Origin of the sequence: Rhodococcus sp. RDE2 (genome assembly GCF_020885655.1) — a bacterium.
GTDB classification, from domain to species: Bacteria; Actinomycetota; Actinomycetes; order Mycobacteriales; family Mycobacteriaceae; genus Rhodococcus; species Rhodococcus pyridinivorans.
Map to the genome: position 1 here is coordinate 3,659,049 of NZ_AP025186.1, position 21,407 is coordinate 3,680,455.

A 21,407-nucleotide genomic window follows, 5' to 3' on the forward strand; every position below is an offset into this window, starting at 1 on the left:
GTGAGTATGAGGGAGTATCGGGCTTCTCGTCGACTGTTGTGAGCCTCGTCGTCTCCATCGAGTGGTTCGACGGCCCGCTCACCCTCGAACAGAAGCACCGCCTGTTCGACGAGCACGTGCAGTGGTACCGGCTGTACGGCATGCCGATGCACTCGGTCCCCGCCTCCTGGGAGGACTTCCTCGAGTACTGGGACCGCATGTGCCGCACCGTGCTCGAGGACAACAAGGCCACCCGCGACGTGCTCGACCTGTCGAACCTCGACCGTCCGCCCTTCCTACGGTGGTTCCCCGAAGGGGTGTGGAAGTTGATCCGCCCACCGGTGACCGCCGGTTTCCTGTGGCTCACCGTCGGCTTGTACGACCCGCCGGTGCGCGAGCTGCTCGGCTACCGGTGGAGCCGACCGGAGGCGGCACTGCACGCTCTCGTCGGTCGCGCGATCGGACTCGGCACGAAACTCGTGCCGTGGCGGTACCGCTACCACCCGCGGGCGCGGGCCGGCTGGGACCGCGCCTTCGGGCGGATCCCCGCCGATATCGCCCTGCTCGAGACACCGGGGCGCAACCTGCCGCCCCTCGACCGCCGCGACTCGCCGATGCACTACAGCCCGAAGGTGACGGATCACCACCGTCCCACTTCTGTTTCACCCTGACGCGTCCTGCCGGTAGGGGCGTCGACGAGGGCGTTCTGTGTCACGCTATCGAGGTGTCCACGCCCTCGTACCTGTTGTCCCGACGGCGCCGTCCCCTGCCGCCGAGTTCGGCGGCCTCCCGTATCAGCGCCTATGTCTACGGCAACATCCTGGTGCTGGCCGCGCTCGTCCCCATCACGACCTCTCCCGAGTACATCGGGATCGCCATCGTGGTCGGCACCGCGCTCTCGACGTTCATCGCCCACGTTTTCGCGGAGTCGGTCGCCCAATCCGTTCGTTCGGGTGAACAACTCACGCGCAGCGAACGCATCGAGGAACTCCGCGACTCCGTTCCCATCCTGTCGTCGGCGGTGTTGCCCTGTCTCGTGCTCGCCACGGCCTGGATCGGCTGGCTCGAGCCCCGTACGGCGCACATCCTCGCCGAGGTCGCCGTGCTGATCCGTATCGGCTCGACCGTGTTCGTCGTGCGCCGACTGCAGGGCCGCAGACCGAACCACCGGACCGTGGTGGCCGCGGTGGGAGTCGCGCTGGTCGCGACGATCGTCGTCGTCGTGAAGGTCGTGCTCACACACTGACGGTCGCGAGGGGCGGCACCTGCGCACCGACGCCGGTCAGGTGATCGGCACCGGTTCGAGGATCTCCGGCCGGGCCTCGGGGGCCGCTGCCCTCAGCGCGTCCGCGGATTCGTCGTCGGGTCGGTTCTGCGACTCGATCTCCGCCTCGACCCGCGCCCGATACGTCGCGACCTCCCGGTCGATCATCGCGTCGTCCCAGCCGAGGACCGGAGCGACCAGCCGGGCCGTCTGCTCCGCGCAGTGCAGGCCCCGGTGTGGGTACTCGATCGAGATGCGGGTCCGGCGCGCCAGCAGGTCCTCGAGATGCAGAGCGCCCTCGGCGGCCGCACCGTAGACCACCTCGACCTGCAGGTACTGCGGGGCATCGGTCAGCGGTTCGAGCAGTTCGGGCCGGCCCTTCGCGAGGCTCAGCACGTCCTCGACAAGGGAGCCGTAGCGGTCGAGCAGATGCTTGACGCGGTAGGGATGCAGGCCGTACTGCTCGGCGAGGTGCATGGTCTGGTTGACCAGCGCGAAGTACCCGTCGGCCCCGACGAGGGGCACCTTCTCGGTGATCGACGACGCGATCCGGGCCGGGATGTCCTCGGCCGCGAGGTCGACGGCGTCCTCGGCCATGACGCGGTAGGTCGTGTACTTGCCGCCGGCGATGGCCACGAGCCCGGGTGCCACCCGCGCGACGGCGTGTTCACGCGAGAGCTTGGACGTCTCGTCGCTCTCCCCCGCCAGCAGCGGGCGCAGCCCGGCGTAGACACCGTCGATGTCGTCGTGGGTGAGCGGGACGACGAGCACGCGGTTGACGTGGTCGAGGATGTAGTCGATGTCGGCCTTCGTCGCCGCCGGGTGCGCCAGGTCGAGATTCCAGTCGGTGTCGGTGGTGCCGATGATCCAGTGGTTGCCCCACGGGATGACGAACAGCACCGACTTCTCGGTACGCAGGATGATCGCCGAGTCGCTGACGATCCGGTCGCGGGGTACGACGATGTGCACACCCTTCGAGGCGCGGACCCGGAATCGGCCGCGCTGCCGCGACAACGACTGGATCTCGTCGGTCCACACCCCGGTCGCGTTGATCACCGCGTGCGCCCGCACCTCGGTGACCGAACCGTCCTCGCTGTCGCGCACCCGCACACCCGACACGCGGTCGGCCTCGCGCAGGAAACCGACGACCTGCGTCGACGTGCGCACGACCGCACCGTAGTGCGCGGCCGTCCGCGCGACGGTCATGGTGTGCCGGGCGTCGTCGACGACCGTGTCGTAGTAGCGGATTCCGCCGACGAGCGAATTGCGCTTGAGACCGGGAACCATCCGCAGGGCGCCCGACCGGGTCAGGTGCTTCTGCGCCGGAACGGACTTCGCGCCGCCGAGACGGTCGTAGAGGAAGATGCCCGCGGCGACGTAGGGCCGCTCCCACACCCGATGGGTGAGCGGGAAGAGGAACTTCAGCGGCCTGACCAGGTGCGGGGCCAGGGTGGTCAACGCGAGTTCGCGCTCGCGCAAGGCTTCCCGCACCAGACCGAATTCGAGCTGTTCGAGATAGCGCAGGCCGCCGTGGAACATCTTCGAGGACCGGCTCGACGTGCCGGACGCGAAGTCGCGGGCCTCGACGAGAGCGACCCGCAGGCCACGGGTCGCGGCGTCGAGCGCTGCTCCCGCCCCGACGACACCACCGCCGATGACGACGACGTCGAACTGTTCGGTGGCGAGACGACGCCAGGCGTCGGCGCGCTGTTGCGGTCCGAGGAGTTGCACACCCGATTGGTTGGTCACCGCACCCGCTCCCGTGAGTCGCCGACGTATCCCGATCAAGGCTAGTAGCTTCGGACCCGCAGCGCGCAGCGGAAGCGTTGCCGAACCGAGCTGTCCCCTTCACCCGAGGACCACCTGTGAACCAGTTCATCGCGGCGATCGACCAGGGCACCACGTCCAGCCGGTGCATCATCTTCGACCACGACGGGCGCATCGTCTCGCTCGCGCAGAAGGAACACCGCCAGTTCCTCCCGCGGTCGGGATGGGTCGAACACGACCCGGAAGAGCTGTGGCTCAACACCCGTGAGGTGGGCGCCGCGGCGCTCGCCAAAGCGGATCTGCGGCGCAGCGACATCGCGGCGATCGGCCTGACGAACCAGCGCGAGACCACGGTGGTGTGGGACCGCACCACCGGAAAACCGGTGTACAACGCGATCGTCTGGCAGGACACCCGCACCGACAGGCTCGTCGAGGAGCTCGCCGGTGACGCCGGGCCCGACCGTTACCGCGAGGTCACCGGATTGCCGCTGTCGACCTATTTCGCCGGGCCGAAGGTGCGGTGGATCCTCGACAACGTCGACGGTGCCCGCGAGCGCGCCGAGGCCGGCGACCTGGCCTTCGGCACCATCGACAGCTGGATCCTGTGGAACCTCACCGGTGGTGTCGGCGAGGAGGGCCAGCCGCCCGGACTGCACATCACCGATGTGACCAACGCCTCCCGCACGCTGTTGATGAATCTCGGGACGCAGCAGTGGGATCCGGAGATCTGCGCGGAACTCGGCATCCCGGAGTCGATGCTGCCGGAGATCCGCAGTTCGTCGGAGGTCTACGGGCACGCCCGCGAACGCGGGCCGCTCGCCGGGGTTCCGATCGCCGGCATCCTCGGCGACCAGCAGGCCGCGACCTTCGGTCAGGGCTGCCTGTCCCCCGGCGAGGCGAAGAACACCTACGGCACCGGCAACTTCCTGTTGCTCAACACCGGCACGACCCCGGTCCGCAGCGAGCACGGCCTGATCACCACCGTGTGTTATCGCATCGGCGACGCCCCCGCGGTCTACGCCCTCGAAGGTTCGGTGGCCGTGACCGGTTCGCTCGTGCAGTGGCTGCGCGACAATCTCGGGCTCATCCGGTCCGCCGACGAGATCGAGGCGCTCGCCGCGAGCGTCCCAGACAACGGCGGGGCGTATTTCGTGCCGGCATTCTCGGGATTGTTCGCGCCGCGCTGGCGACCCGACGCGCGGGGCGTCATCGCCGGTCTGACGCGCTTCGTCGAGAAGGGCCACCTCGCGCGGGCGGCACTCGAGGCGACGGCCTACCAGACGCGGGAGGTCATCGAGGCGATGAACGCCGACTCCGGCGTCGACCTGCGCACCCTCAAGGTCGACGGCGGCATGGTCGCCAACGATCTGCTCATGCAGTTCCAGTCCGACATCCTCGGTGTGCCGGTCGTGCGGCCCACCGTCTCCGAGACCACCGCGCTCGGTGCCGCCTACGCGGCCGGTCTCGCCGTCGGTTTCTGGGAGGACGAGGAGGACATCCGCCGCAACTGGACCGCGGACCGCACGTGGGAACCGGCGATGCCCGTCGACGAACGCGAGCGTCTGTTCGGCGAATGGAACAAGGCGGTCGAACGCACCTACGACTGGGCCTGAGCAGGGCGGGATCGCTGCGGATCCCGCCCCGTCCGACGTCTAGTCCAGATCGTCGTGGCGCATCAGCTGGCGGGCGGCCTCGGTGACCGATCCGCTCAGCGACGGGTAGACCGAGAAGGTCTGCGCCAGGTCGTTGACCGACAGGTTGTTCTGCACCGCCAGCGCGATGGGAAGGATGAGCTCGGACGCGGTCGGGGCGACGACCACACCGCCGATGACCACACCGGTCGCCGGGCGGCAGAAGATCTTCACGAAACCGCGCCGCAGGCCGGACATCTTGGCGCGCGGGTTGGTGTTGAGCGGGAGCATGACGGTGCGGGCGGGCACCTCACCCTTGTCGATCGTCGCCTGACTGACACCGACGGCGGCGATCTCGGGTCGCGTGAACACCGCGGCGGCAACGGTTTTCAGCTTGATAGGGCTGACACCCTCACCGAGCGCGTGGTAGATCGCGATGCGGCCCTGCATGGCCGCGACCGACGCTAGCGGCAGCAGTCCGGTGCAGTCACCCGCGGCGTAGATGCCGGGGACGGCGGTGCGGGAGACCCGGTCGACGGGAAGGTAACCGCCCCGGTCGAGTTCGAGTCCGACCTTGTCGAGACCGAGATTGCGGGTGTTGGGTACCGAGCCGACGGTCATCAGCACGTGGCTGCCCTCGACGATCCGGCCGTCGGCGAGGAGCACGCGGACGCCGTCCTCCGTGCGTTCGACCCGGTCGGCGCGAGCGTGCTTGACGAGGGTCACACCACGCTCGGTGAGGACGTCCTCGAGCACGAGGGCCGCGTCCTCGTCCTCGTGCGGCAGGATCCGGTCGCGGCTCGAGACGACGGTGACCTGCACGCCGACCTCGGTGTAGGCGGAGACGAACTCGGCACCGGTGACACCCGAACCCACAACGACGAGGTGCTCGGGCAGCTTCTCGAGGTCGTAGAGCTGACGCCAGGTGAGGATCCGCTCCCCGTCCGGCTCAGCACCAGGCAGGATGCGCGGGCTCGCGCCGGTCGCGATCAGCACGACGTCGGCGTCGAGCACCTTCTCCTCACCGGTCAGCAGCTTGGCGCGCACCTGGTGGGCGGCCATGCCGGGCTGCGTGTCGACGAGTTCGCCGTAACCGGAGTACAGCTTCACCCCCGCGGCCTCGAGCTTGGTGCGGATGTCGGCGGACTGCGCGCGGGCCAGGCTCTTCACACGGCTGTGGACCTGCGGCAGCGACACCTCGGCGCGTTCGAGTTCGATGCCCAGGTCGGCGGCGCGGCGCATGTCGGTGCGCACGCCGGTCGAGGCGATGAACGTCTTGGAGGGGACGCAGTCGAAGAGCACGCAGGCGCCACCGATCCCGTCCGAATCGATCAGTGACACCGTCGCGCCGTACTGGGATGCCACCAGCGCCGCCTCGTATCCTGCGGGGCCGCCGCCGATGATGACGATCCGGGTCATTGTTCTCCTCTGTATCGATTCCGAAGGGTGCCGGGTCGGGCTGCACGTGGGCGCCTGGTGGGCACACACGTCGGCCTTAACGCTATGCCAATGCCCCCACCTCGCGCACAGGGACCGGTGGACCCGGCCCGCCGGAGTCCTCCGACACTCCTCGCCTGTCCCTGCGCCGCCCCTCCGACGACTCCGGTGGACGACGGGTTAGCCTTATCCTCGTGCCGATCTACGCCGCCTACGGGTCCAACATGCATCCGGAGCAGATGCTGACGCGCTGCCCGCATTCGCCGATGGCGGGAACCGGGTGGTTGCACGGTTGGCGACTGACCTTCGCCGGCGCCGACATCGGCTGGGAGGGTGCCCTCGCGACGGTCGTCGAGGATCCCGATTCCAAGGTGTTCGTCGTGCTCTACGACGTGCCGGAGGACGACGAGCGCAGTCTCGACCGCTGGGAGGGAGCCGAACTCGGTTTCCACCGCAAGATCCGCGTGCGCGTCGACACGGCCGACGGCCCGGTCCTCGCGTGGCTGTACGTCGTCGACGGATACGAGGGCGGCCTGCCGTCGGCACGCTATCTGGGTGTGATGGCCGACGCGGCCGAGATCGCCGGAGCGCCCGCCGACTACGTTCGGGATCTGCGGACCCGCAACAGCCGCAACGTCGGACCGGGACGGCCCGACAGCTTCTAGCGCTCTCGGCTCGCGCCGAGCGCCAGATTCGTCATCACCCGCACACCCACGGCGAGCGCCCGCTCGTCGAGATCGAAGGTGGGCTGGTGGATGTCGAGTTCGGGCCCGACCCCCGGCCACACCCCGAGCCGTCCCATGGCGCCGGGGACGTGTTCGAGATACCACGAGAAGTCTTCTCCCCCACCGGATTGCGGGGTGTCCGCGAGGGCGTCGGGGCCGGTCGCGCGGATCGCGTCCTCGAACATGCGCGCCGACGCCTCGTCGTTGACCACCGGCGGGACGCCGCGGCGGTAGTTCAGTTCGTAGCTGACGCCGGTCGGCGCGAGCAGACCGTGAACGATCTCGCGGACCATCGGTTCGAGCAGTTCCCAGGTCTCGTGGTCGCCGGTGCGCACGGTGCCCGCGAGCATGCCGGTGCGCGGGATCGCGTTCGGTGCCTTGCCGGCGCTGACCGCACCCCACACCATCACGGTGCCGGTCCGCGGGTCGATGCGGCGGCTGAGCATGCCGGGAAGACCCGTGATGACGGCACCGAGGCCGTAGACGAGATCGCCGGTCAGGTGCGGCCGGGAGGTGTGCCCGCCGGGTGAGTCGAGGACGAGTTCGACGGTGTCTGCGGCCGAGGTGATCGCCCCGACCCGCATACCGACCTTGCCCGCCTCGAGACGCGGGTCGCAGTGCAGCGCGAAGATCCGCGAGACCCCGTCGAGCCCGCCCGCCGCGACGACGTCGAGCGCTCCGCCGGGCATGACCTCCTCGGCGGGCTGGAAGACCAGCCGGACACCGGTCGGGAGTTCGGGCATCGAAGCGAGGGCCAGGCCCGCGCCGAGGACGACGGTGGTGTGGGCGTCGTGTCCGCACGCGTGCGAGACGCCGGGGACGGTCGATTCGAACGGCAGGCCGGTGGCCTCCTGCATCGGCAGGGCGTCCATGTCGGCCCGCAGGGCGATGCGCGGTCCGTCGGCGGGGCCGAGATCGCAGATCAGGCCGGTGCCGCGAGGCAGGACCTTCGGGTCCAGCCCGGCCGCGCGCAGGTGCTTCGCGACGAACTCGGTGGTGGCGTACTCCTGCCGGGCGAGCTCGGGATTCGCATGGATGTGACGGCGCCAGAGCGAGAGGTCCTCGGTGTGGCGGTCCAACCACTTCTCGACGTACGGGTTCATCGGCGGCCGACCTGTTCGAGGAGCCGTGCCCGGTGGACCGGGTCTGTCGCCGCGCGTACGGCGGTCGCTGCGAGCGCACGCGCTCCGTCGAGTACTGCCCGATCGGCGGACTCGGTGACGCACGCGGCCGCGAATGCGGCCTGATGTGTCACCGCGACACCGGAGTCGAGTCCGATGACCGGATGGATTCCCGGCACCACGTTCGTCACGTTTCCCATGTCGGTACTGCCCAGGGGGCGCGCTCCTTCCTCCTCGACGGGCAGCGGTCGGCGCCCGAGATCGATGATCTCCTCACGATATGCCTGCACCAGCCACGGGTCGGGAGTGAGTTCGGTATAGGTCGGCGAGACCGTCCGGATCCGGTGGTTGCATCCGGTGGCCAGCGCCCCGGCGGCGAAGCAGTTGCGTGCGCGTTCGACGAGGTCGTCGAGGAGTTCGCTCGTCCCGGCCCGCAGGTAGTACAGCAGTTCGGTGTGGCTGGGCACGATGTTCGGGGCCGTCCCGCCCTGCGCGACGATCCCGTGGATCTGTTGCCCGGGATGCAGGTGCTGCCGCAGCAGTCCGACCGCGACCTGGGCGACGGTCGCCGCGTCGGCGGCGTTGAGCCCGTATTCGGGGGCCGCGGAGGCGTGCGCCTCGCGGCCGTCGTACTCGACGGCGATGTCGGCGAGGGCGAGCGAGGTCGCCCCGGTGATGTCGAACGGGCCGGGGTGCACCATCATCGCTGCACCGACGCCGTCGAAGACGCCGCGTTCGAGCATGAGGACCTTGCCGCCGCCGGTCTCCTCCGCGGGGGTTCCGATGACGCGGACGGTCACGTCGAGTTCGTCGGCGAGCGCGGCGAGGCCGATCCCGGCACCCACGGCCGACGCCCCGATGATGTTGTGGCCGCACGCGTGCCCGATGCCGGGCAGCGCGTCGTACTCGGCGCAGAACGCGAGGACGAGTTCGCCGCTGCCGAACCGCGCGTCGAAGGCGGTGGGCAGGTCGGCGATGCCGGTGGTGACCTCGAAATCGTGGGCGCGCAGCACCTCGACGATCTTCGCGGCGCTCCGGTGTTCCTCGAACGCGAGTTCCGGTTCGGCGTGGATGGAATGCGACAGGCCGACGAGGGTGTCGGAAGCAGCCTCGATCGCCGTGGCGTAGTCGGTCGTCACGGGGTCCAGTCTGTCATGCTCACCGCGCCCCGATCGATCGGCGCGTGCGACCGGTTCGTCGACTTCGCGGCGGGGGCGATCAGCCCAGCCGGAAGTTCGACGCGTCGGTCCGGATCTCCAGCGCCGAGATCAGCGGTGCGTGCAGACCGCGCTTGATGCCCGACAGATTCGGTCCGCGGGTGGCGGTGAGCGCCGCGGCCCGCTCGACCGCCGCGGCGAGCACGTCGTCACCGGTGACGGCCTGCTCGGCGATGCCCGCGGTCACGGCGTCCTCACCGCCGTAGCGACGACCGGTGGTGATGGCTTCGACCGCCGTCTGGATCGGCAGACGGGAACGGATCAGCGCGGACATTCCGACGGTGAACGGCATGTTCAGCTGCACCTCGGGCAGGCACCAGTAGCCTCGATCGGCGCGCATCACCCGGAAGTCGTGCACGAGCGCGAGCATCGCGCCGGCACCGAAGGCGTGTCCTTGCACGGCCGCGACCGTCGCCGCGGGGAAGGTGAGCAGCCGCAGGTAGAGGTCGTGGACGGAGTCCAGATAGCCGGGCAGATCCGGCAGGTTCGCGCCGACCCAGTCGATGTCGAGTCCGTTGCTCCAGAACTTGCCGGTCGCCGCGGTCACAAGAGCTGCGGGCCCGTCGTGCGCCTCCACCTCGTCGAGGAGGGAGTGGATCGCGACGAGGCGGTCGGGGTGGAACCGGTTCTCGGAGACCTCCACATCGCGGTCACCGAGATGCAGGACGAAGACGTCGCCGTCACGTTCGAGGTAAGGCATGCGCGTGAGCATACCGCGCCTACTTACCCGCGAGTAACATGCTGTGAGCGATTAGGGTCCGATGCCATGGGAGAACCCGATCACGTCTTCGACCCCGCAGCGGCCGCCGACGCCGCAGCCGCCGCTCTCGCCGAACGGACGGGGGTCGCCGAACACTCCGTCGCCGTCGTCCTCGGGTCCGGCTGGCGGGCCGCGGTCGAAAGTTTCGGGATCCCCGTCGCCACGATCCCGATGAGCGAGCTGCCCGGCTTCGCACCACCGACGGCAGCAGGGCACGCCGGGAACATCCACTCGGTGCGCGCCGGTGACAACGCCGTCCTCGTCCTCGCCGGCCGCGTCCACGCCTACGAGGGGCACGATCTCGCCCGCGTCGTCCATCCCGTGCGCACGGCGGTCGCAGCGGGTGCCCGCACCGTCGTCCTCACCAATGCGGCGGGCGGCATCGATCCCGAGTTCTCCGTGGGGCAGCCGGTTCTCATCTCGGACCACCTCAATCTCACCGGTCGCTCGCCGCTGGTAGGTGCCCAGTTCGTCGACCTCGTCGACGCCTACTCACCGGAGCTGCGCGCGCTCGCCCGCGAGATCGATCCGTCGTTGCGCGAAGGGGTCTACGCCGGTCTGCCCGGGCCGCACTACGAGACACCGGCGGAGATCCGGATGCTGCGCACCCTCGGCGCCGATCTCGTCGGCATGTCCACGGTCCACGAGACCATCGCGGCGCGCGCGGCCGGCGCGCGGGTGCTCGCGGTCTCGCTGGTGACCAACGCCGCGGCCGGCATCACCGGTGCTCCCCTCGACCACACCGAGGTGCTCGCCGCCGGACGCGCGGCCGCGACCCGGATGGGCGATCTCCTGCGCGATCTGGCGGCCCGGCTGTGACGCTGCGATTCGGCACCGCGGGTCTGCGCGGCCCGGTCGGCGACGGACCGGACTGCATGAACGTGCCCGTCGTCGTCCGCACCACCGCCGGACTCGCGGCGTGGCTCGGGGCGAACGGGCAGGGCGACGGCACCGTCGTCGTCGGCCGCGACGCTCGTACGGGCTCGGCGGAATTCCACACCGCCGCCGCGGAGGTTCTCGCCGCGGCCGGCTTCGACGTCGTCGCCCTCGGAGAGCCCCTCCCCACGCCGGTGACCGCCTTCGCGGTGCGGGCGCTGGGCGCCGTTGCGGGCGTGCAGATCACGGCGTCGCACAATCCCGCGGCCGACAACGGGTACAAGGTCTATCTCGCCGACGGAGCGCAGCTGGCCGCACCCGCCGATCGGGAGATCGAAGCGGCGATCGACGCCGTCGGTGCCGCCGCGGACGTGCCCCGGATGCCGGTCGCGCCGTCGGGGGACGACCTCGTCGACCGCTATCTGGCCCGGGTCGCGTCGCTCCCCCGTTCACCGCACCGAGGGGTGCGTATCGCCCTGACGGCACTGCACGGTGTCGGCGGCGAGACGGCGGTCGCGGCCCTGCGCGCCGCGGGATTCGACGACATCCACGTCGTGGCGTCCCAGTTCGCACCCGACCCGGCGTTTCCCACCGTCGCCTTCCCCAACCCCGAGGAACCGGGCGCGACCGATGCTCTGCTCACGCTGGCGTCCGAGGTCGACGCCGACATCGCGCTGGCGCTCGATCCCGATGCCGACCGTTGCGCAGTGGGTGTCCCGGGCCCGCAGGGGTGGACGATGTTGCGCGGCGACGAGACCGGGGTCCTGCTCGGCGACCGGATCCTCGCGTCGTCGCCGCCCGGCTCGCTGGTCGCGACCACCATCGTCTCGTCGACCATGCTGGGACGACTCGCGGCCGCACGCGGCGCGCGCTATGCGCAGACGCTCACGGGCTTCAAGTGGCTCGCCCGCGCCGGTGACGGCCTCGTCTACGCGTACGAGGAGGCGATCGGGCACTGCGTCGATCCGGACGCTGTACGCGACAAGGACGGCATCGCGACCGCCGTGGTGGTCGCCGACTACGCCGCGGACCTGAAGCAATCGGGCCGGACCTTGCTCGACGCACTCGACGACCTGCATCGCGAACTCGGTGTCCATGTCGGCGATCAGGTGTCGATCCGCGTCGACGACCTGCAGCGCATCGGCGCCGTGATGACGCGGTTGCGTGCGGATCCGCCGACGACCCTTGCGGGTCTGGATGTGACCGCGACCGATCTCGCCGGAAGTCCGGGACCGATGAGCACCGATGCGCTCGTCTTCGTCAGTCGCGCGGACGCCCCGGACGGAACGACGGTACGCGTGGTGGTGCGACCGTCGGGCACCGAGCCGAAGCTCAAGGTCTATCTGGAGGTGGTCACGGAGCGAGACCGCCCGACCGCGGAGGCGACACTCGACGCCCTGCGCGGATGGGCGGCCTCGCTCGGTGACGAGAGCTCCTGACCCGGCCGGACTCGACCGGGTCAGGAGCCGATTCGATCAGACCTGCTGCGGCACACCGTAGGTGACGACGGTGTTCCGGTCGGCGGTGACCGCCTTCAGGTACGGACGGATCATCACCGGTCCGATGGCTCCCGAGACCGAACCGTGCACGCCGGCGATCCGGATGGTCGTCGAGCTGCCGTCGAACTCGAAGTCCTCGACGATCGGGACGGATGTGATGCCGCCCGGTTCGAGCGGGATCTCGATCTCCTGGGACGGGATGATGTCGCCACTGAGCGAACCACCCGACTCCAAGCCGAGATCGAGCGAGGCCCCACCTTCGTTGTCGAGCGAGAGGCCGATGGCCGCACCGTTCTCCACGCCCCACGACAGACTCGGGGTGATGACGGTGACCGTCGCACCCGGCAGTGCGACCGGGTAGCCGACCTGGAAACCGACCTCCACCGCCGTCCCGGCGAAGTTCGCTGCGTTCGGACCGGTGATCCGAACGGTCGCAACCTCGTCGTGGAAGAACTCGACACTCAGCGGTGAGCTGTCGAGCGGCGGCACCGACTGTGTCGAGGTGTCGGCCTGGATCACTTCGATCGCGTGCCCTCCGTCCAGCGGGAGGATGCGCGAGTTGTCGACAGCGGCCGCAGCCGTGCCGTGACTCGTCACGGCGGCGAGGACGGCGACCGCGCCCACCGAAGCCGCTCCGACACTTCCACGAATCAGTTTGCGGGAGAAGATTCTTGCCATTCCGCCGACCCCATCTCTGGCTGTACCTACGCAGTGGACTTCACACGGAGCACACCGAGCGTAAGAAGAAATCGAGACCTGCGGGTTGTTTTTCGATAACGAGATGACTGCGGTCGGATGTCACATCCGTACCGCCAGTCACACGAGTAACACGCGATGCGCGATCTACCGCGGTCCGAACTGCCTGTCCCCCGCGTCACCGAGACCCGGCACGATGTACTTGTTCTCGTTGAGACCTTCGTCGACCGACGCCGTGACCAACCGGACCGGATGACCCGAGGCAGCAAGGGCCTCGACGCCCTGCGGCGCCGCAACGACACAGATCGCGGTGATGTCCGTGGCACCGCGCTGGGCGAGGATGTCGAGGGTGTGCACCATCGACCCACCGGTGGCGAGCATCGGGTCGAGCACGAAGACGGGAAGACCCGACAGGTCCTCCGGCAGCGACTCCAGATAGGGCACCGGCTCGAAGGTCTTCTCGTCGCGAGCGAGACCGACGAAACCGACCTGCGCCTGGGGAATCAGGGCGTGGGCCTGTTCGACCATGCCCAGGCCGGCGCGAAGGACCGGGACGAGCAGCGGAGGCTGCTGCAACCGCACTCCCGTCGTCACCGCGACCGGCGTCTTCACGTCGAACGTCGCGGTGGGCGCATCGCGCACCGCCTCGTAGACGAGCATCTGGGTGAGCCGCCTCAACGCGTGCCGGAAAGCAGCGTTGTCGCTGCGTTCGTCGCGAAGGATGGTCAGGAGCGAAGCAGCGAGCGGGTGGTCGACGACGAGCGAATCCATGTCCGAAGGATAGAACGACGGAACCGATCGACAGTCGGGTGCGTCGAACCCGACAGGGACGGAACCGCCCGAAGGTGCCGAATCCCACAGCGACGACGCGAGAGGCGACGAGGTGACCGAGTACTCCGGTAGGGACGCGATACGGATCGACACGAGCGCCGTCGGCAGGTTCGGCGACGACGCCGCCGAACTGGCCGCGCGCCTGCACGAGGCCGCCGACCGGACACGGCACGGCGACCCCTCGGCGCTGAGCGCCGCACTGGGCCCGATCGGAGCATCCCTGCTCGCCGCGCTCACCGCCACCCACACCGCCCACGTGCGCGATCTCGGCCGGCTCGGCGACCTGCTCGGCGGGATGGGAGACGCCGCGAAGGCCTCCGCGGCCGCCTACGAGCGCACCACCGACGACACCGCCGCACGACTCGACTCCGTCGCGGAGTCACTGTGATCCCGGCCGATGCGCTCGTCGCACCGCTGACCGGCCTGCTCGACGCGTTCGGCACCGCGGCGCCACCCGGCGTGGATCCGGGTGAGATGGTGCGCATCGGTGCACAGTGGGCCGAGGAGGTACACGCGGCCGGGCGCGACGCCGTCGCCGAACTCGCCTGGGCCTGGGGCGGCCCGGCCGCCTCGCAGGCGATCGCGAGTGCCGAGCAGGTGCTCACCGACGTCCTCGCGGCGGCCGATCGCGGGTCGGCACTGGCCGGGATCGCGCTCGAAGCAACCGTCACGGTGGTCACCGGTGCGGCCGAGATCGCTCGTCTCGTCGACTCGTTCGTCACCTTCGCCGACCAGGCCGCACCCGTGACGTCGCTTCCGCAGGGTCAGCTCGCACTCCTCGCGGTGGCGATCGACCACCTCGTCGCCGGGCTGGACGTGCTGACACGGGTGACCGGAACCCTCGCGGAGCTGACCGATCGGGCGTCCGCGCTCCTCCCACCCGAGCCCTCCGCTCCCCCGATCGGCTCCGGCGACCACCGCGGCACCGACCCGACCGGTGACGAGCCACGCACGCTGCGCACCTTCGGTGGAGGGTTCTTAGCGGGCGTGGAGGTGCGACTCCCGGACGGCAGCGTCAGCCGGGCACCGAACGAGACCGCGGCGGCAGCGGTGCGTCACGCCCTCGCCCAGCAGGGCACCCCGTACGTGTGGGGCGGCACGAGTCCGGGCTCCGGGCTCGACTGCAGCGGGCTGACGCAGTACGCCTACGCGCAGGCCGGCGTCGAACTGCCGCGGTTGGCCCAGGAACAGGACGTCGGCACACGGGTAGATCCTGCGGCCGCCCTGCCCGGAGACCTCGTCGTGTGGGACGGGCACGTGGCGATGGTGGTGGGCAACGGCCTCATGGTCGAGGCGGGGGACCCCGTCTCCGTGTCGCCGATGCGCACCACCAACGGCGCAATGGCCTTCCACGGCGTCTACCGACCGACCGCCGGTTGATTCCGGAGAATTCCGCACCGGAGGGGAACCGGCCGGACTCGCGCTGCGTCCAACCCGATATGGACAGCACGACGACGGAACCGATCACGGCCACCGCCCACAACCGGGCCGGGACGATCTCGGTGCGGACGACGGACGGTGGACTGCCGGTGGACCTTCGCATCGACCCCCGCGAGTTACGTTACGGAGCACGGCAACTGGCCGATCAGATCCTCGCCCTGAACCGGCAGGCCGCCCTCGAGGCCGCGGTGGTCCGCGGCGAACGCCTCGCCGCCGAAGGTGTCCCCCGCGAGATCCTCGACCGGATGCGGCTGCCGTCCCGTGCCGACCTGGCGGACGGACCGACCGATCGTCGAGGAGGTCTCGTCCGATGAGCGAACGGATGGTGGAGGCGATCGTCGATCGGGCCCATGTCCGGCTCGATGCGCTCGAACGCACGGTGGAGCGGCTCGGTGCGGTGCGGGGCACCGCGAGCAGTCCCGACGGACGGGTGACCGCCCGCGTGGACGGTTCGGGAGCGCTCGAAGGACTCGAGCTGGCCGAGCCGATCGGCGGCACCGACACCCGCGAATTGGCCACGGTGATCCTCGCGACCGTGCACGAGGCCGCGCGGCAGGCCGCTGCCGCGCGTGTCTCCGCGATGGACGAGCTCCGCGGGGCCCTCTCCGCGAGCGACGACGGTCCGGTCACCGTCGGCGACCGTCCGGTAACGCGATGAAACCGATAGCGAGCCGCCCCCGGCTATATTCTCGGCGCCGACATGGCTAGGCTTCGCGCCATGGCTGGAGACATCGTCCCGATCGAGCTCGGTCTCACCGACGGCAACCTCGTGACGCTCTGGGCGCCGCGCTGGCGCGAAGGCGACGACGAGTGGGAGGCATTCCTCGGCCACGGCGACGATCTGTACGCCTTCCCGTCGGTCCCCGAGCTCGTCGCGTTCGTGCGTTCGGGTGCCGACAACGACCTCGTCGAGCACGAGGCATGGCCGATCGTGTCCAAGCTCGCGGCCTCGGAGTTCGAGCCCGACGAGCCGCACACCTACGACCTCGTCGGCGTACCCGAGCTCGTGGCCGACGACCCGGATCCCGTCTCGGTGTCCGAGCTGCAGGACACCTTCGACATCGTGAGCATCCTCGGCGACGTCTGCGATCTCGACGTCGTGTCGAAGTTCTTCGAACGCGAGGAGATCGACCTCCTGCTGCAGCACGGTGTCTCGGCCTTCCGCACGCGTGAGGGCCTCGACCTGTGGAATCGCGTCGGCACCGCGGTCGCGCAGGACTGGGACGGCGTGATCGACGCGCTCGATGCCGTGATCTCCACTCCCGACGTCGACGCCGCAGTGGTCGCCGAGATCGAATCCGAGCTCGTCGCGGTCGACGAGAACGAGGTCGAGGCGGACGACACGGTCGAGGACGTCGACGACGACGACGAGTACGAGTTCATCGACGGTGACGACGACGAAGAGGACGACGGCTACGAGTTCTGGACCCGGGTCGGCATCGATCCCATCCGGATCATCACGACCGCCGGCACCTGGTACTCGCTGCGGTGCTACGTGAACGACGACGCCGTCTTCCTCGGCCACGACGGCACGATCGACGTCTTCCCGTCCGAGCGCGCGCTGGCCCGCCACCTCGCCGACAACCACGACCACGACCTCGCGACGCTCGAGCCGTACACGGAGATCCAGCTCGCGGCCGTCGACGGATCGCTCGACGTGACGGTCACCGACGACAACGTCTACGTGCTCACCGGCATCGCCGACGACATCGCCGGAGGTGTCGCGGCCGTCGATCCCGATCAGCTCGAACTCGCGGTCGAGTTGTTCGTCGACGCAGCGAACTTCGCGGACGACGACTCGACGGAGGCCGCGCTCGCCGCGTCCACGGAACTCGGCTGGTTCGTCAACCACGTGATCGAACCCGATTCGGGACGCACGGCACCCAAGCCGCCGTTCGACACCGAGTCCCTCGCCTGGCGCGAACTCGAGCGCGAGTTCGAGGCACGACTGCGCCGGCACTGACGCGGGTCGCGTCGGGTCGGTACTGACGTGGGTCGCGTCGGGTCGGCACTGACGCGGGTCGCGTCGGGTCGGCACTGACGCGGGTCGCGTCGGGTCGGCACTGACGCGGGTCGCGTCGGGTCGGCACTGACGCGGGTCGACTCGGGCACTCCGGCGCGCGAAGTGGTCACAAGAGCGCGTTGGAGCGCGCTCCGATGACCATTTCCCGCTCCGCGCCCCATAGAGGTATCTGCGGGTCGCGGTCTCTACCCGACGAGGACGGCGTAGCCAGGTTTGATGACGTCGTCGATCAGGTCCAGCCGCTGGTCGAACGGGAGGAAGGCCGACTTCATCGCGTTGATCGTGAACCGTTCGAGGTCGACCCAGCCGTAGTCGAAGGTCTCGACGAGCCGCACCATCTCCTGCGTCATCGTGGTGTCGCTCATCAACCGGTTGTCGGTGTTGACGGTGACGCGGAAGCGCAGGCGGGCCAGCAGGTCGACGGGATGCTCGGCGAGGGTGCGCACCGCGCCGGTCTGCACGTTCGACGACGGGCACAGTTCGAGCGGGATGCGCTTGTCGCGGATGTAGTTGGCGAGCCGGCCCAGAGTGGCGGTTCCGTCGTCGTGCACTTCGATGTCGTCGACGATGCGTACGCCGTGGCCGAGCCTGTCGGTGCCGCAGAAGGCGACCGCTTCGTGGATGGACGGGAGCCCGAACGCCTCGCCGGCGTGGATCGTGAAGTGTGCGTTGGCCGCGCGGGTGTACTCGAAGGCGTCGAGATGACGGCTCGGCGGGTTGCCCGCTTCGGCGCCGGCGATGTCGAAACCTGCCACGCCGCGGTCCCGGAAGCGCACGGCGAGTTCGGCGATCTCCAACGAACGCGCCGCGTGCCGCATCGCGGTGAGCAGGCAGCGCACCCGGATACGTCGACCTCCCGCCGCCACCTCGGATTCCCCGGCGCGGAAACCTTCGAGGACGTGCTCGACGACCTCGTCCAGCGACAGACCTTTCTCCAGGTGCTGCTCGGGTGCGAAGCGCACCTCGGCGTACACCACGCCGTCGTCGGCGAGGTCGAGGACGCATTCGCGTGCGACCCGTTCGAGCCCTTCTGCCGTCTGCATCACGGCGACGGTGTGCTCGAAAGTCTCGAGATAGCGCTCGAGCGACCCACTGTCGGCGGATTCGCGGAACCACCGGGCGAGATCCGCTTCGGTGTCCGCGGGCAACGACCACCCGCACGCGTCCGCGAGTTCGAGGACCGTCCGGGGACGGAGGCCGCCGTCCAGGTGGTCGTGGAGAACCACTTTGGGTGCGGTGCGAACGAGTTCGGGAGTCAGACGGCCGTTCATGATCGGGACGGTAGTCGGCGGCGGCCGGTTCCGCTCGGTCTCCGGCCGCCGGGACCCTACGCCCGGATCCGTTCGATGACGAGCGGCTGCCGGTCGGGGGCCGTGTCGGAGATGCGGACACCGCCGCGGAGGGCGGCGAGCGCGTCGAGGATACGTCCCGGGGTGTCGGTGTGCAGCGTCGCGATCGGTTGTCCCGCGCGGACGCGATCGCCGAGGACCGCGTGCAGTTCGATACCGGCCCCGGGCTGGACGTCCTGACCCTGCCGTTCGCGGCCGGCTCCGAGACGCCACGCGGCGATGCCCACCGCGTACGCGTCGAGCTCGGAGAGCACCCCGTCCGCGTCGGCGTGGAAGGTCTCGATGTGGGTCGCGACCGGCAACGGCGCTGTGGGGTCGCCACCCTGGGCGGCGATCATCGCGTTCCACCGGTCCATCGCGGTGCCGTCGCGCAGCCGGTCGGCGGGGTCGACGTCGTCGACACCGGCGGCCTCGAGCATCTCGCGGGCCAGGGCCAGGGTCAGCTCGACGACGTCGTCGGGTCCGCCGCCGGCGAGCACCTCGACGGACTCCCGGACCTCGAGCGCGTTGCCCGCCGTACGCCCGAGCGGGCTGTCCATGCGGGTGAGCAGGGCCGTCGTGGGCAGCCCTTCGTCGGTGCCGAGCTCGACCATGGTGCGTGCCAGTTCGCGGGCCTCGCCGAGTTCCTTCATGAAGGCACCGCTGCCGACCTTCACATCGAGGACGAGGGCTCCGGTGCCCTCGGCGATCTTCTTGCTCATGATCGAGCTGGCGATGAGCGGGATCGATTCGACGGTTCCGGTGACGTCGCGCAGCGCGTAGAGCTTGCGGTCGGCGGGGGCGAGATCGGCGCTCGCCGCGCACACGACCGCACCGACGGCCGGGTCGCTGAGGATCTCGGCGATCTCCGCGGTGGTCAGATCGGCCTTCCAGCCGGGGATCGCCTCGAGCTTGTCCAGGGTGCCGCCGGTGTGACCGAGACCGCGGCCCGACAGCTGCGGGACGGCGACGCCGCACGCCGCGACGAGCGGGGCGAGCGGCAGGGTGATCTTGTCCCCCACACCGCCTGTCGAGTGTTTGTCGACGGTGCGCAGGCCGAGCGCGGAGAAATCGAGGCGACGACCGGAGTCGATCATGGCGGTGGTCCAGCGTGCCGTCTCGGCCCGGCTCATGCCACGGAACCAGACCGCCATCGCCAGGGCCGACATCTGGGCGTCGGAGACGATCCCGTGGGTGAACGCTTCGATGACCCAGTCGATCTCGGCGCCGGAGAGTTCGTGGCCGTCGCGCTTGCGGCGGATGACGGTGACGATGTCAGGCACGGCGGTCCTCGTTCTCCCGCACGGCCGCCAGATCGTCGGGGCCGAACGCATCGGGGAGGAGCTCGGAGAGACGACGCGGGCCGCCCTGCGCGTCGACCTCGAGATCGGGGCCGCCGTGTTCGAGAAGCACCTGCCGGCACCGGCCGCACGGGGTCAGGACGTGGCCTCGGGAGTCGCAGACGGCGACGGCCCGGAGGCGGCCTCCACCCTGGGCGAACAAGTTACCGACGAGTACACATTCGGCACACAGACCCAGTCCGTGTGAGACATTTTCCACATTGCACCCGAGGACCATCCGACCGTCGACGGTGAGGCCGGCGGCCCCCACCGGGAACCCGGAGTAGGGGGCGTAGGCTCGACCCATCACCTCATGTGCTTTGGCGCGCAACATTTTCCAGTCGATGTCCGGCATGGTTCATCATCCTGTCACGGTGGCGTGGGCGACGGTAGGCGACCCCCACCGCGCCAGATCACAGTTGGAAAGGCAAACCTAACTTCGCATTTGGAGCCCTGTACGAATGGGGGCGGAGATTAGTTCCCGAGTTTGGGATGGGTCTAGAGTCGATCCAAGTCGGTTCAGGTTCACGTCGGGCCCGTACTGCGGAATCCCCCACAGGTAGGAGCAGCTCGACGCGTCCACCATTGACGTTGGAGGCACAGCACTCGATGAGCAGCACGACTGAAGCCGCCCCCGCAAAGGCGGGGCGCACACGGTCGCTTTACCGGGGAGACCCCGGCATGTGGTCCTGGGTATTGCACCGGATCACGGGCGTGGCGACATTCTTCTTCCTTTTCGTCCACGTCCTCGACACCGCACTCGTCCGGGTCAACCCCGAGACCTACGACGCGGTGATCGATACGTACAAGAACCCGATCGTCGGCCTCATGGAGCTCGGCCTGGTCGCGATGGTCCTGTACCACGCACTCAACGGCCTGCGGGTCATGCTCGTGGACTTCTGGTCGAAGGGCCCGAAGTACCAGCGCGTGATGCTCTGGACGATCCTCGCGATCTGGTTCGTGGTGATGATCCCCGCGGCCGTTCGCATCCTCTTCAACACGTTTGCGGGGCACTGACATGACCGAAGCGAAGACTCTGGGTAAGGAATACGACCGGCCCGCCGGCCTCGACAACCCGCGCACGCCGCGGCGTGCCGCGAAGAACAACTTCGAGCTCTACGCCTGGTTGTTCATGCGCCTGTCCGGCCTGGCCCTGATCATCCTGGTCCTCGGTCACCTCTTCATCATGCTGATGCTCGATGACGGCGTGCACCGCATCAACTTCGCGTTCGTCGCAGGCCGCTGGTCCAGCCCGTTCTGGCAGGTCTGGGACCTGTCGATGCTGTGGCTCGCACAGCTCCACGGCGGTAACGGTCTGCGCACCGTCATCGCGGACTACGCACGTAAGGACTCCACCCGGTTCTGGCTCAACACGATCCTCGTCGTGTCGATGATCCTGATCATGGGCCTGGGCACCTACGTGATCTTCACCTTCGACCCGAACATCCCGGCGAGCTAGGGGAGCCGACCCTT

Annotated in this window: 22 protein-coding genes and 1 pseudogene; 13 read left to right on the top strand and 10 right to left on the bottom strand. The window is 69.4% G+C overall.

From position 1 onward, the window contains the following. Positions 1-59 precede the first annotated feature (59 nt). Both LPH33_RS17085 and LPH33_RS17090 read left to right on the top strand, forming a co-directional pair. Positions 60-650: pseudogene (locus LPH33_RS17085) on the top strand (oxygenase MpaB family protein); the annotation flags it as partial. A 53-nt stretch (positions 651-703) separates the two neighbouring features. Further along, positions 704-1,225 (top strand): hypothetical protein, encoded by a 522-nt coding sequence (locus tag LPH33_RS17090; protein WP_088897670.1) that lies wholly within the window; start codon positions 704-706, stop codon positions 1,223-1,225. Positions 1,226-1,261: 36 nt separating this feature from the next. Here the strand turns inward: LPH33_RS17090 and glpD are convergent, their stop codons facing one another. Beyond that, positions 1,262-2,992, bottom strand: a complete 1,731-nt coding sequence (gene glpD / locus LPH33_RS17095) for a glycerol-3-phosphate dehydrogenase (protein ID WP_039584835.1) — start codon at positions 2,990-2,992, stop codon at positions 1,262-1,264. Positions 2,993-3,108: 116 nt separating this feature from the next. Between glpD and glpK the strand changes: the two genes are divergently transcribed. Continuing rightward, positions 3,109-4,623, top strand: coding sequence for a glycerol kinase GlpK (gene glpK / locus LPH33_RS17100; RefSeq protein WP_088897669.1), 1,515 nt, complete (start codon positions 3,109-3,111; stop codon positions 4,621-4,623). A gap of 39 nt (positions 4,624-4,662) precedes the next feature. Here the strand turns inward: glpK and LPH33_RS17105 are convergent, their stop codons facing one another. Further along, a complete protein-coding gene (locus tag LPH33_RS17105; protein ID WP_016692813.1) occupies positions 4,663-6,060 on the bottom strand; it encodes an NAD(P)H-quinone dehydrogenase in 1,398 nt (465 codons plus the stop codon). Positions 6,061-6,272: 212 nt separating this feature from the next. On the opposite strand from LPH33_RS17105, the gene LPH33_RS17110 reads away from it, so the two are divergent. Beyond that, positions 6,273-6,743 carry a gamma-glutamylcyclotransferase gene (locus tag LPH33_RS17110; protein ID WP_016692814.1) on the top strand — a complete coding sequence of 157 codons (471 nt, stop codon included), beginning with the start codon at positions 6,273-6,275 and terminating at the stop codon, positions 6,741-6,743. Here LPH33_RS17110 and LPH33_RS17115 read toward each other — a convergent pair. The 3 genes from LPH33_RS17115 to LPH33_RS17125 form a co-directional block, all read right to left on the bottom strand. Further along, on the bottom strand, positions 6,740-7,906 hold the full coding sequence (locus LPH33_RS17115; RefSeq protein ID WP_016692815.1) for a M20 family metallopeptidase: 1,167 nt from the start codon (positions 7,904-7,906) through the stop codon (positions 6,740-6,742). The two genes, LPH33_RS17110 and LPH33_RS17115, sit on opposite strands and share 4 nt — an antisense overlap. Continuing rightward, on the bottom strand, positions 7,903-9,063 hold the full coding sequence (locus LPH33_RS17120) for a M20 family metallopeptidase (protein WP_229565220.1): 1,161 nt from the start codon (positions 9,061-9,063) through the stop codon (positions 7,903-7,905). The genes LPH33_RS17115 and LPH33_RS17120 overlap by 4 nt, the downstream gene beginning before the upstream one ends. Positions 9,064-9,142: 79 nt before the next feature. Continuing rightward, positions 9,143-9,841 (bottom strand): enoyl-CoA hydratase/isomerase family protein, encoded by a 699-nt coding sequence (locus LPH33_RS17125; RefSeq protein WP_229565222.1) that lies wholly within the window; start codon positions 9,839-9,841, stop codon positions 9,143-9,145. Positions 9,842-9,907: 66 nt separating this feature from the next. Between LPH33_RS17125 and LPH33_RS17130 the strand changes: the two genes are divergently transcribed. Both LPH33_RS17130 and LPH33_RS17135 read left to right on the top strand, forming a co-directional pair. Further along, positions 9,908-10,720, top strand: a complete 813-nt coding sequence (locus LPH33_RS17130) for a purine-nucleoside phosphorylase (RefSeq protein ID WP_088897667.1) — start codon at positions 9,908-9,910, stop codon at positions 10,718-10,720. Then, positions 10,717-12,216, top strand: coding sequence for a phospho-sugar mutase (locus LPH33_RS17135; RefSeq protein WP_088897666.1), 1,500 nt, complete (start codon positions 10,717-10,719; stop codon positions 12,214-12,216). Before LPH33_RS17130 ends, LPH33_RS17135 begins: the two co-directional genes overlap by 4 nt. A gap of 36 nt (positions 12,217-12,252) precedes the next feature. Here LPH33_RS17135 and LPH33_RS17140 read toward each other — a convergent pair whose 3' ends face one another. Next, on the bottom strand, positions 12,253-12,954 hold the full coding sequence (locus tag LPH33_RS17140; RefSeq protein ID WP_202399490.1) for an MspA family porin: 702 nt from the start codon (positions 12,952-12,954) through the stop codon (positions 12,253-12,255). Between the two features lie 165 nt (positions 12,955-13,119). Continuing rightward, positions 13,120-13,743: a uracil phosphoribosyltransferase gene (upp, locus tag LPH33_RS17145; protein WP_016692821.1), complete on the bottom strand. Its 624-nt coding sequence runs from the start codon at positions 13,741-13,743 to the stop codon at positions 13,120-13,122. A gap of 112 nt (positions 13,744-13,855) precedes the next feature. On the opposite strand from upp, the gene LPH33_RS17150 reads away from it, so the two are divergent. The 5 genes from LPH33_RS17150 to LPH33_RS17170 are packed head-to-tail and all read left to right on the top strand — an operon-like array spanning position 13,856 to position 17,206. Further along, the gene (locus LPH33_RS17150; RefSeq protein WP_160874338.1) at positions 13,856-14,191 is read left to right on the top strand and encodes a type VII secretion target; all 336 of its coding nucleotides are present in this window, start codon (positions 13,856-13,858) and stop codon (positions 14,189-14,191) included. Continuing rightward, positions 14,188-15,183 (top strand): C40 family peptidase, encoded by a 996-nt coding sequence (locus LPH33_RS17155; protein ID WP_088897664.1) that lies wholly within the window; start codon positions 14,188-14,190, stop codon positions 15,181-15,183. Before LPH33_RS17150 ends, LPH33_RS17155 begins: the two co-directional genes overlap by 4 nt. A gap of 59 nt (positions 15,184-15,242) precedes the next feature. After that, on the top strand, positions 15,243-15,557 hold the full coding sequence (locus LPH33_RS17160; RefSeq protein WP_088897663.1) for a hypothetical protein: 315 nt from the start codon (positions 15,243-15,245) through the stop codon (positions 15,555-15,557). Further along, the gene (locus LPH33_RS17165) at positions 15,554-15,901 is read left to right on the top strand and encodes a YbaB/EbfC family nucleoid-associated protein (protein ID WP_088897662.1); all 348 of its coding nucleotides are present in this window, start codon (positions 15,554-15,556) and stop codon (positions 15,899-15,901) included. Before LPH33_RS17160 ends, LPH33_RS17165 begins: the two co-directional genes overlap by 4 nt. A gap of 60 nt (positions 15,902-15,961) precedes the next feature. Continuing rightward, complete coding sequence (locus LPH33_RS17170; RefSeq protein ID WP_229565223.1) at positions 15,962-17,206, top strand: primosomal protein; 1,245 nt, start codon at positions 15,962-15,964, stop codon at positions 17,204-17,206. A gap of 245 nt (positions 17,207-17,451) precedes the next feature. Here the strand turns inward: LPH33_RS17170 and LPH33_RS17175 are convergent, their stop codons facing one another. The 3 genes from LPH33_RS17175 to LPH33_RS17185 are packed head-to-tail and all read right to left on the bottom strand — an operon-like array spanning position 17,452 to position 20,289. Then, positions 17,452-18,537, bottom strand: coding sequence for an adenosine deaminase (locus LPH33_RS17175; RefSeq protein ID WP_229565225.1), 1,086 nt, complete (start codon positions 18,535-18,537; stop codon positions 17,452-17,454). Between the two features lie 56 nt (positions 18,538-18,593). Then, positions 18,594-19,928: a thymidine phosphorylase gene (locus LPH33_RS17180; protein WP_202399491.1), complete on the bottom strand. Its 1,335-nt coding sequence runs from the start codon at positions 19,926-19,928 to the stop codon at positions 18,594-18,596. Further along, positions 19,870-20,289 carry a cytidine deaminase gene (locus tag LPH33_RS17185; protein WP_088897658.1) on the bottom strand — a complete coding sequence of 140 codons (420 nt, stop codon included), beginning with the start codon at positions 20,287-20,289 and terminating at the stop codon, positions 19,870-19,872. Before LPH33_RS17185 ends, LPH33_RS17180 begins: the two co-directional genes overlap by 59 nt. A 254-nt stretch (positions 20,290-20,543) precedes the next feature. Between LPH33_RS17185 and sdhC the strand changes: the two genes are divergently transcribed. Together sdhC and LPH33_RS17195 are read left to right on the top strand one after the other, a co-directional pair. Beyond that, positions 20,544-20,951, top strand: coding sequence for a succinate dehydrogenase, cytochrome b556 subunit (gene sdhC, locus LPH33_RS17190; RefSeq protein WP_071935442.1), 408 nt, complete (start codon positions 20,544-20,546; stop codon positions 20,949-20,951). Between the two features lies 1 nt (position 20,952). After that, complete coding sequence (locus LPH33_RS17195) at positions 20,953-21,393, top strand: succinate dehydrogenase hydrophobic membrane anchor subunit (protein ID WP_088897657.1); 441 nt, start codon at positions 20,953-20,955, stop codon at positions 21,391-21,393. Positions 21,394-21,407: the final 14 nt, after the last annotated feature.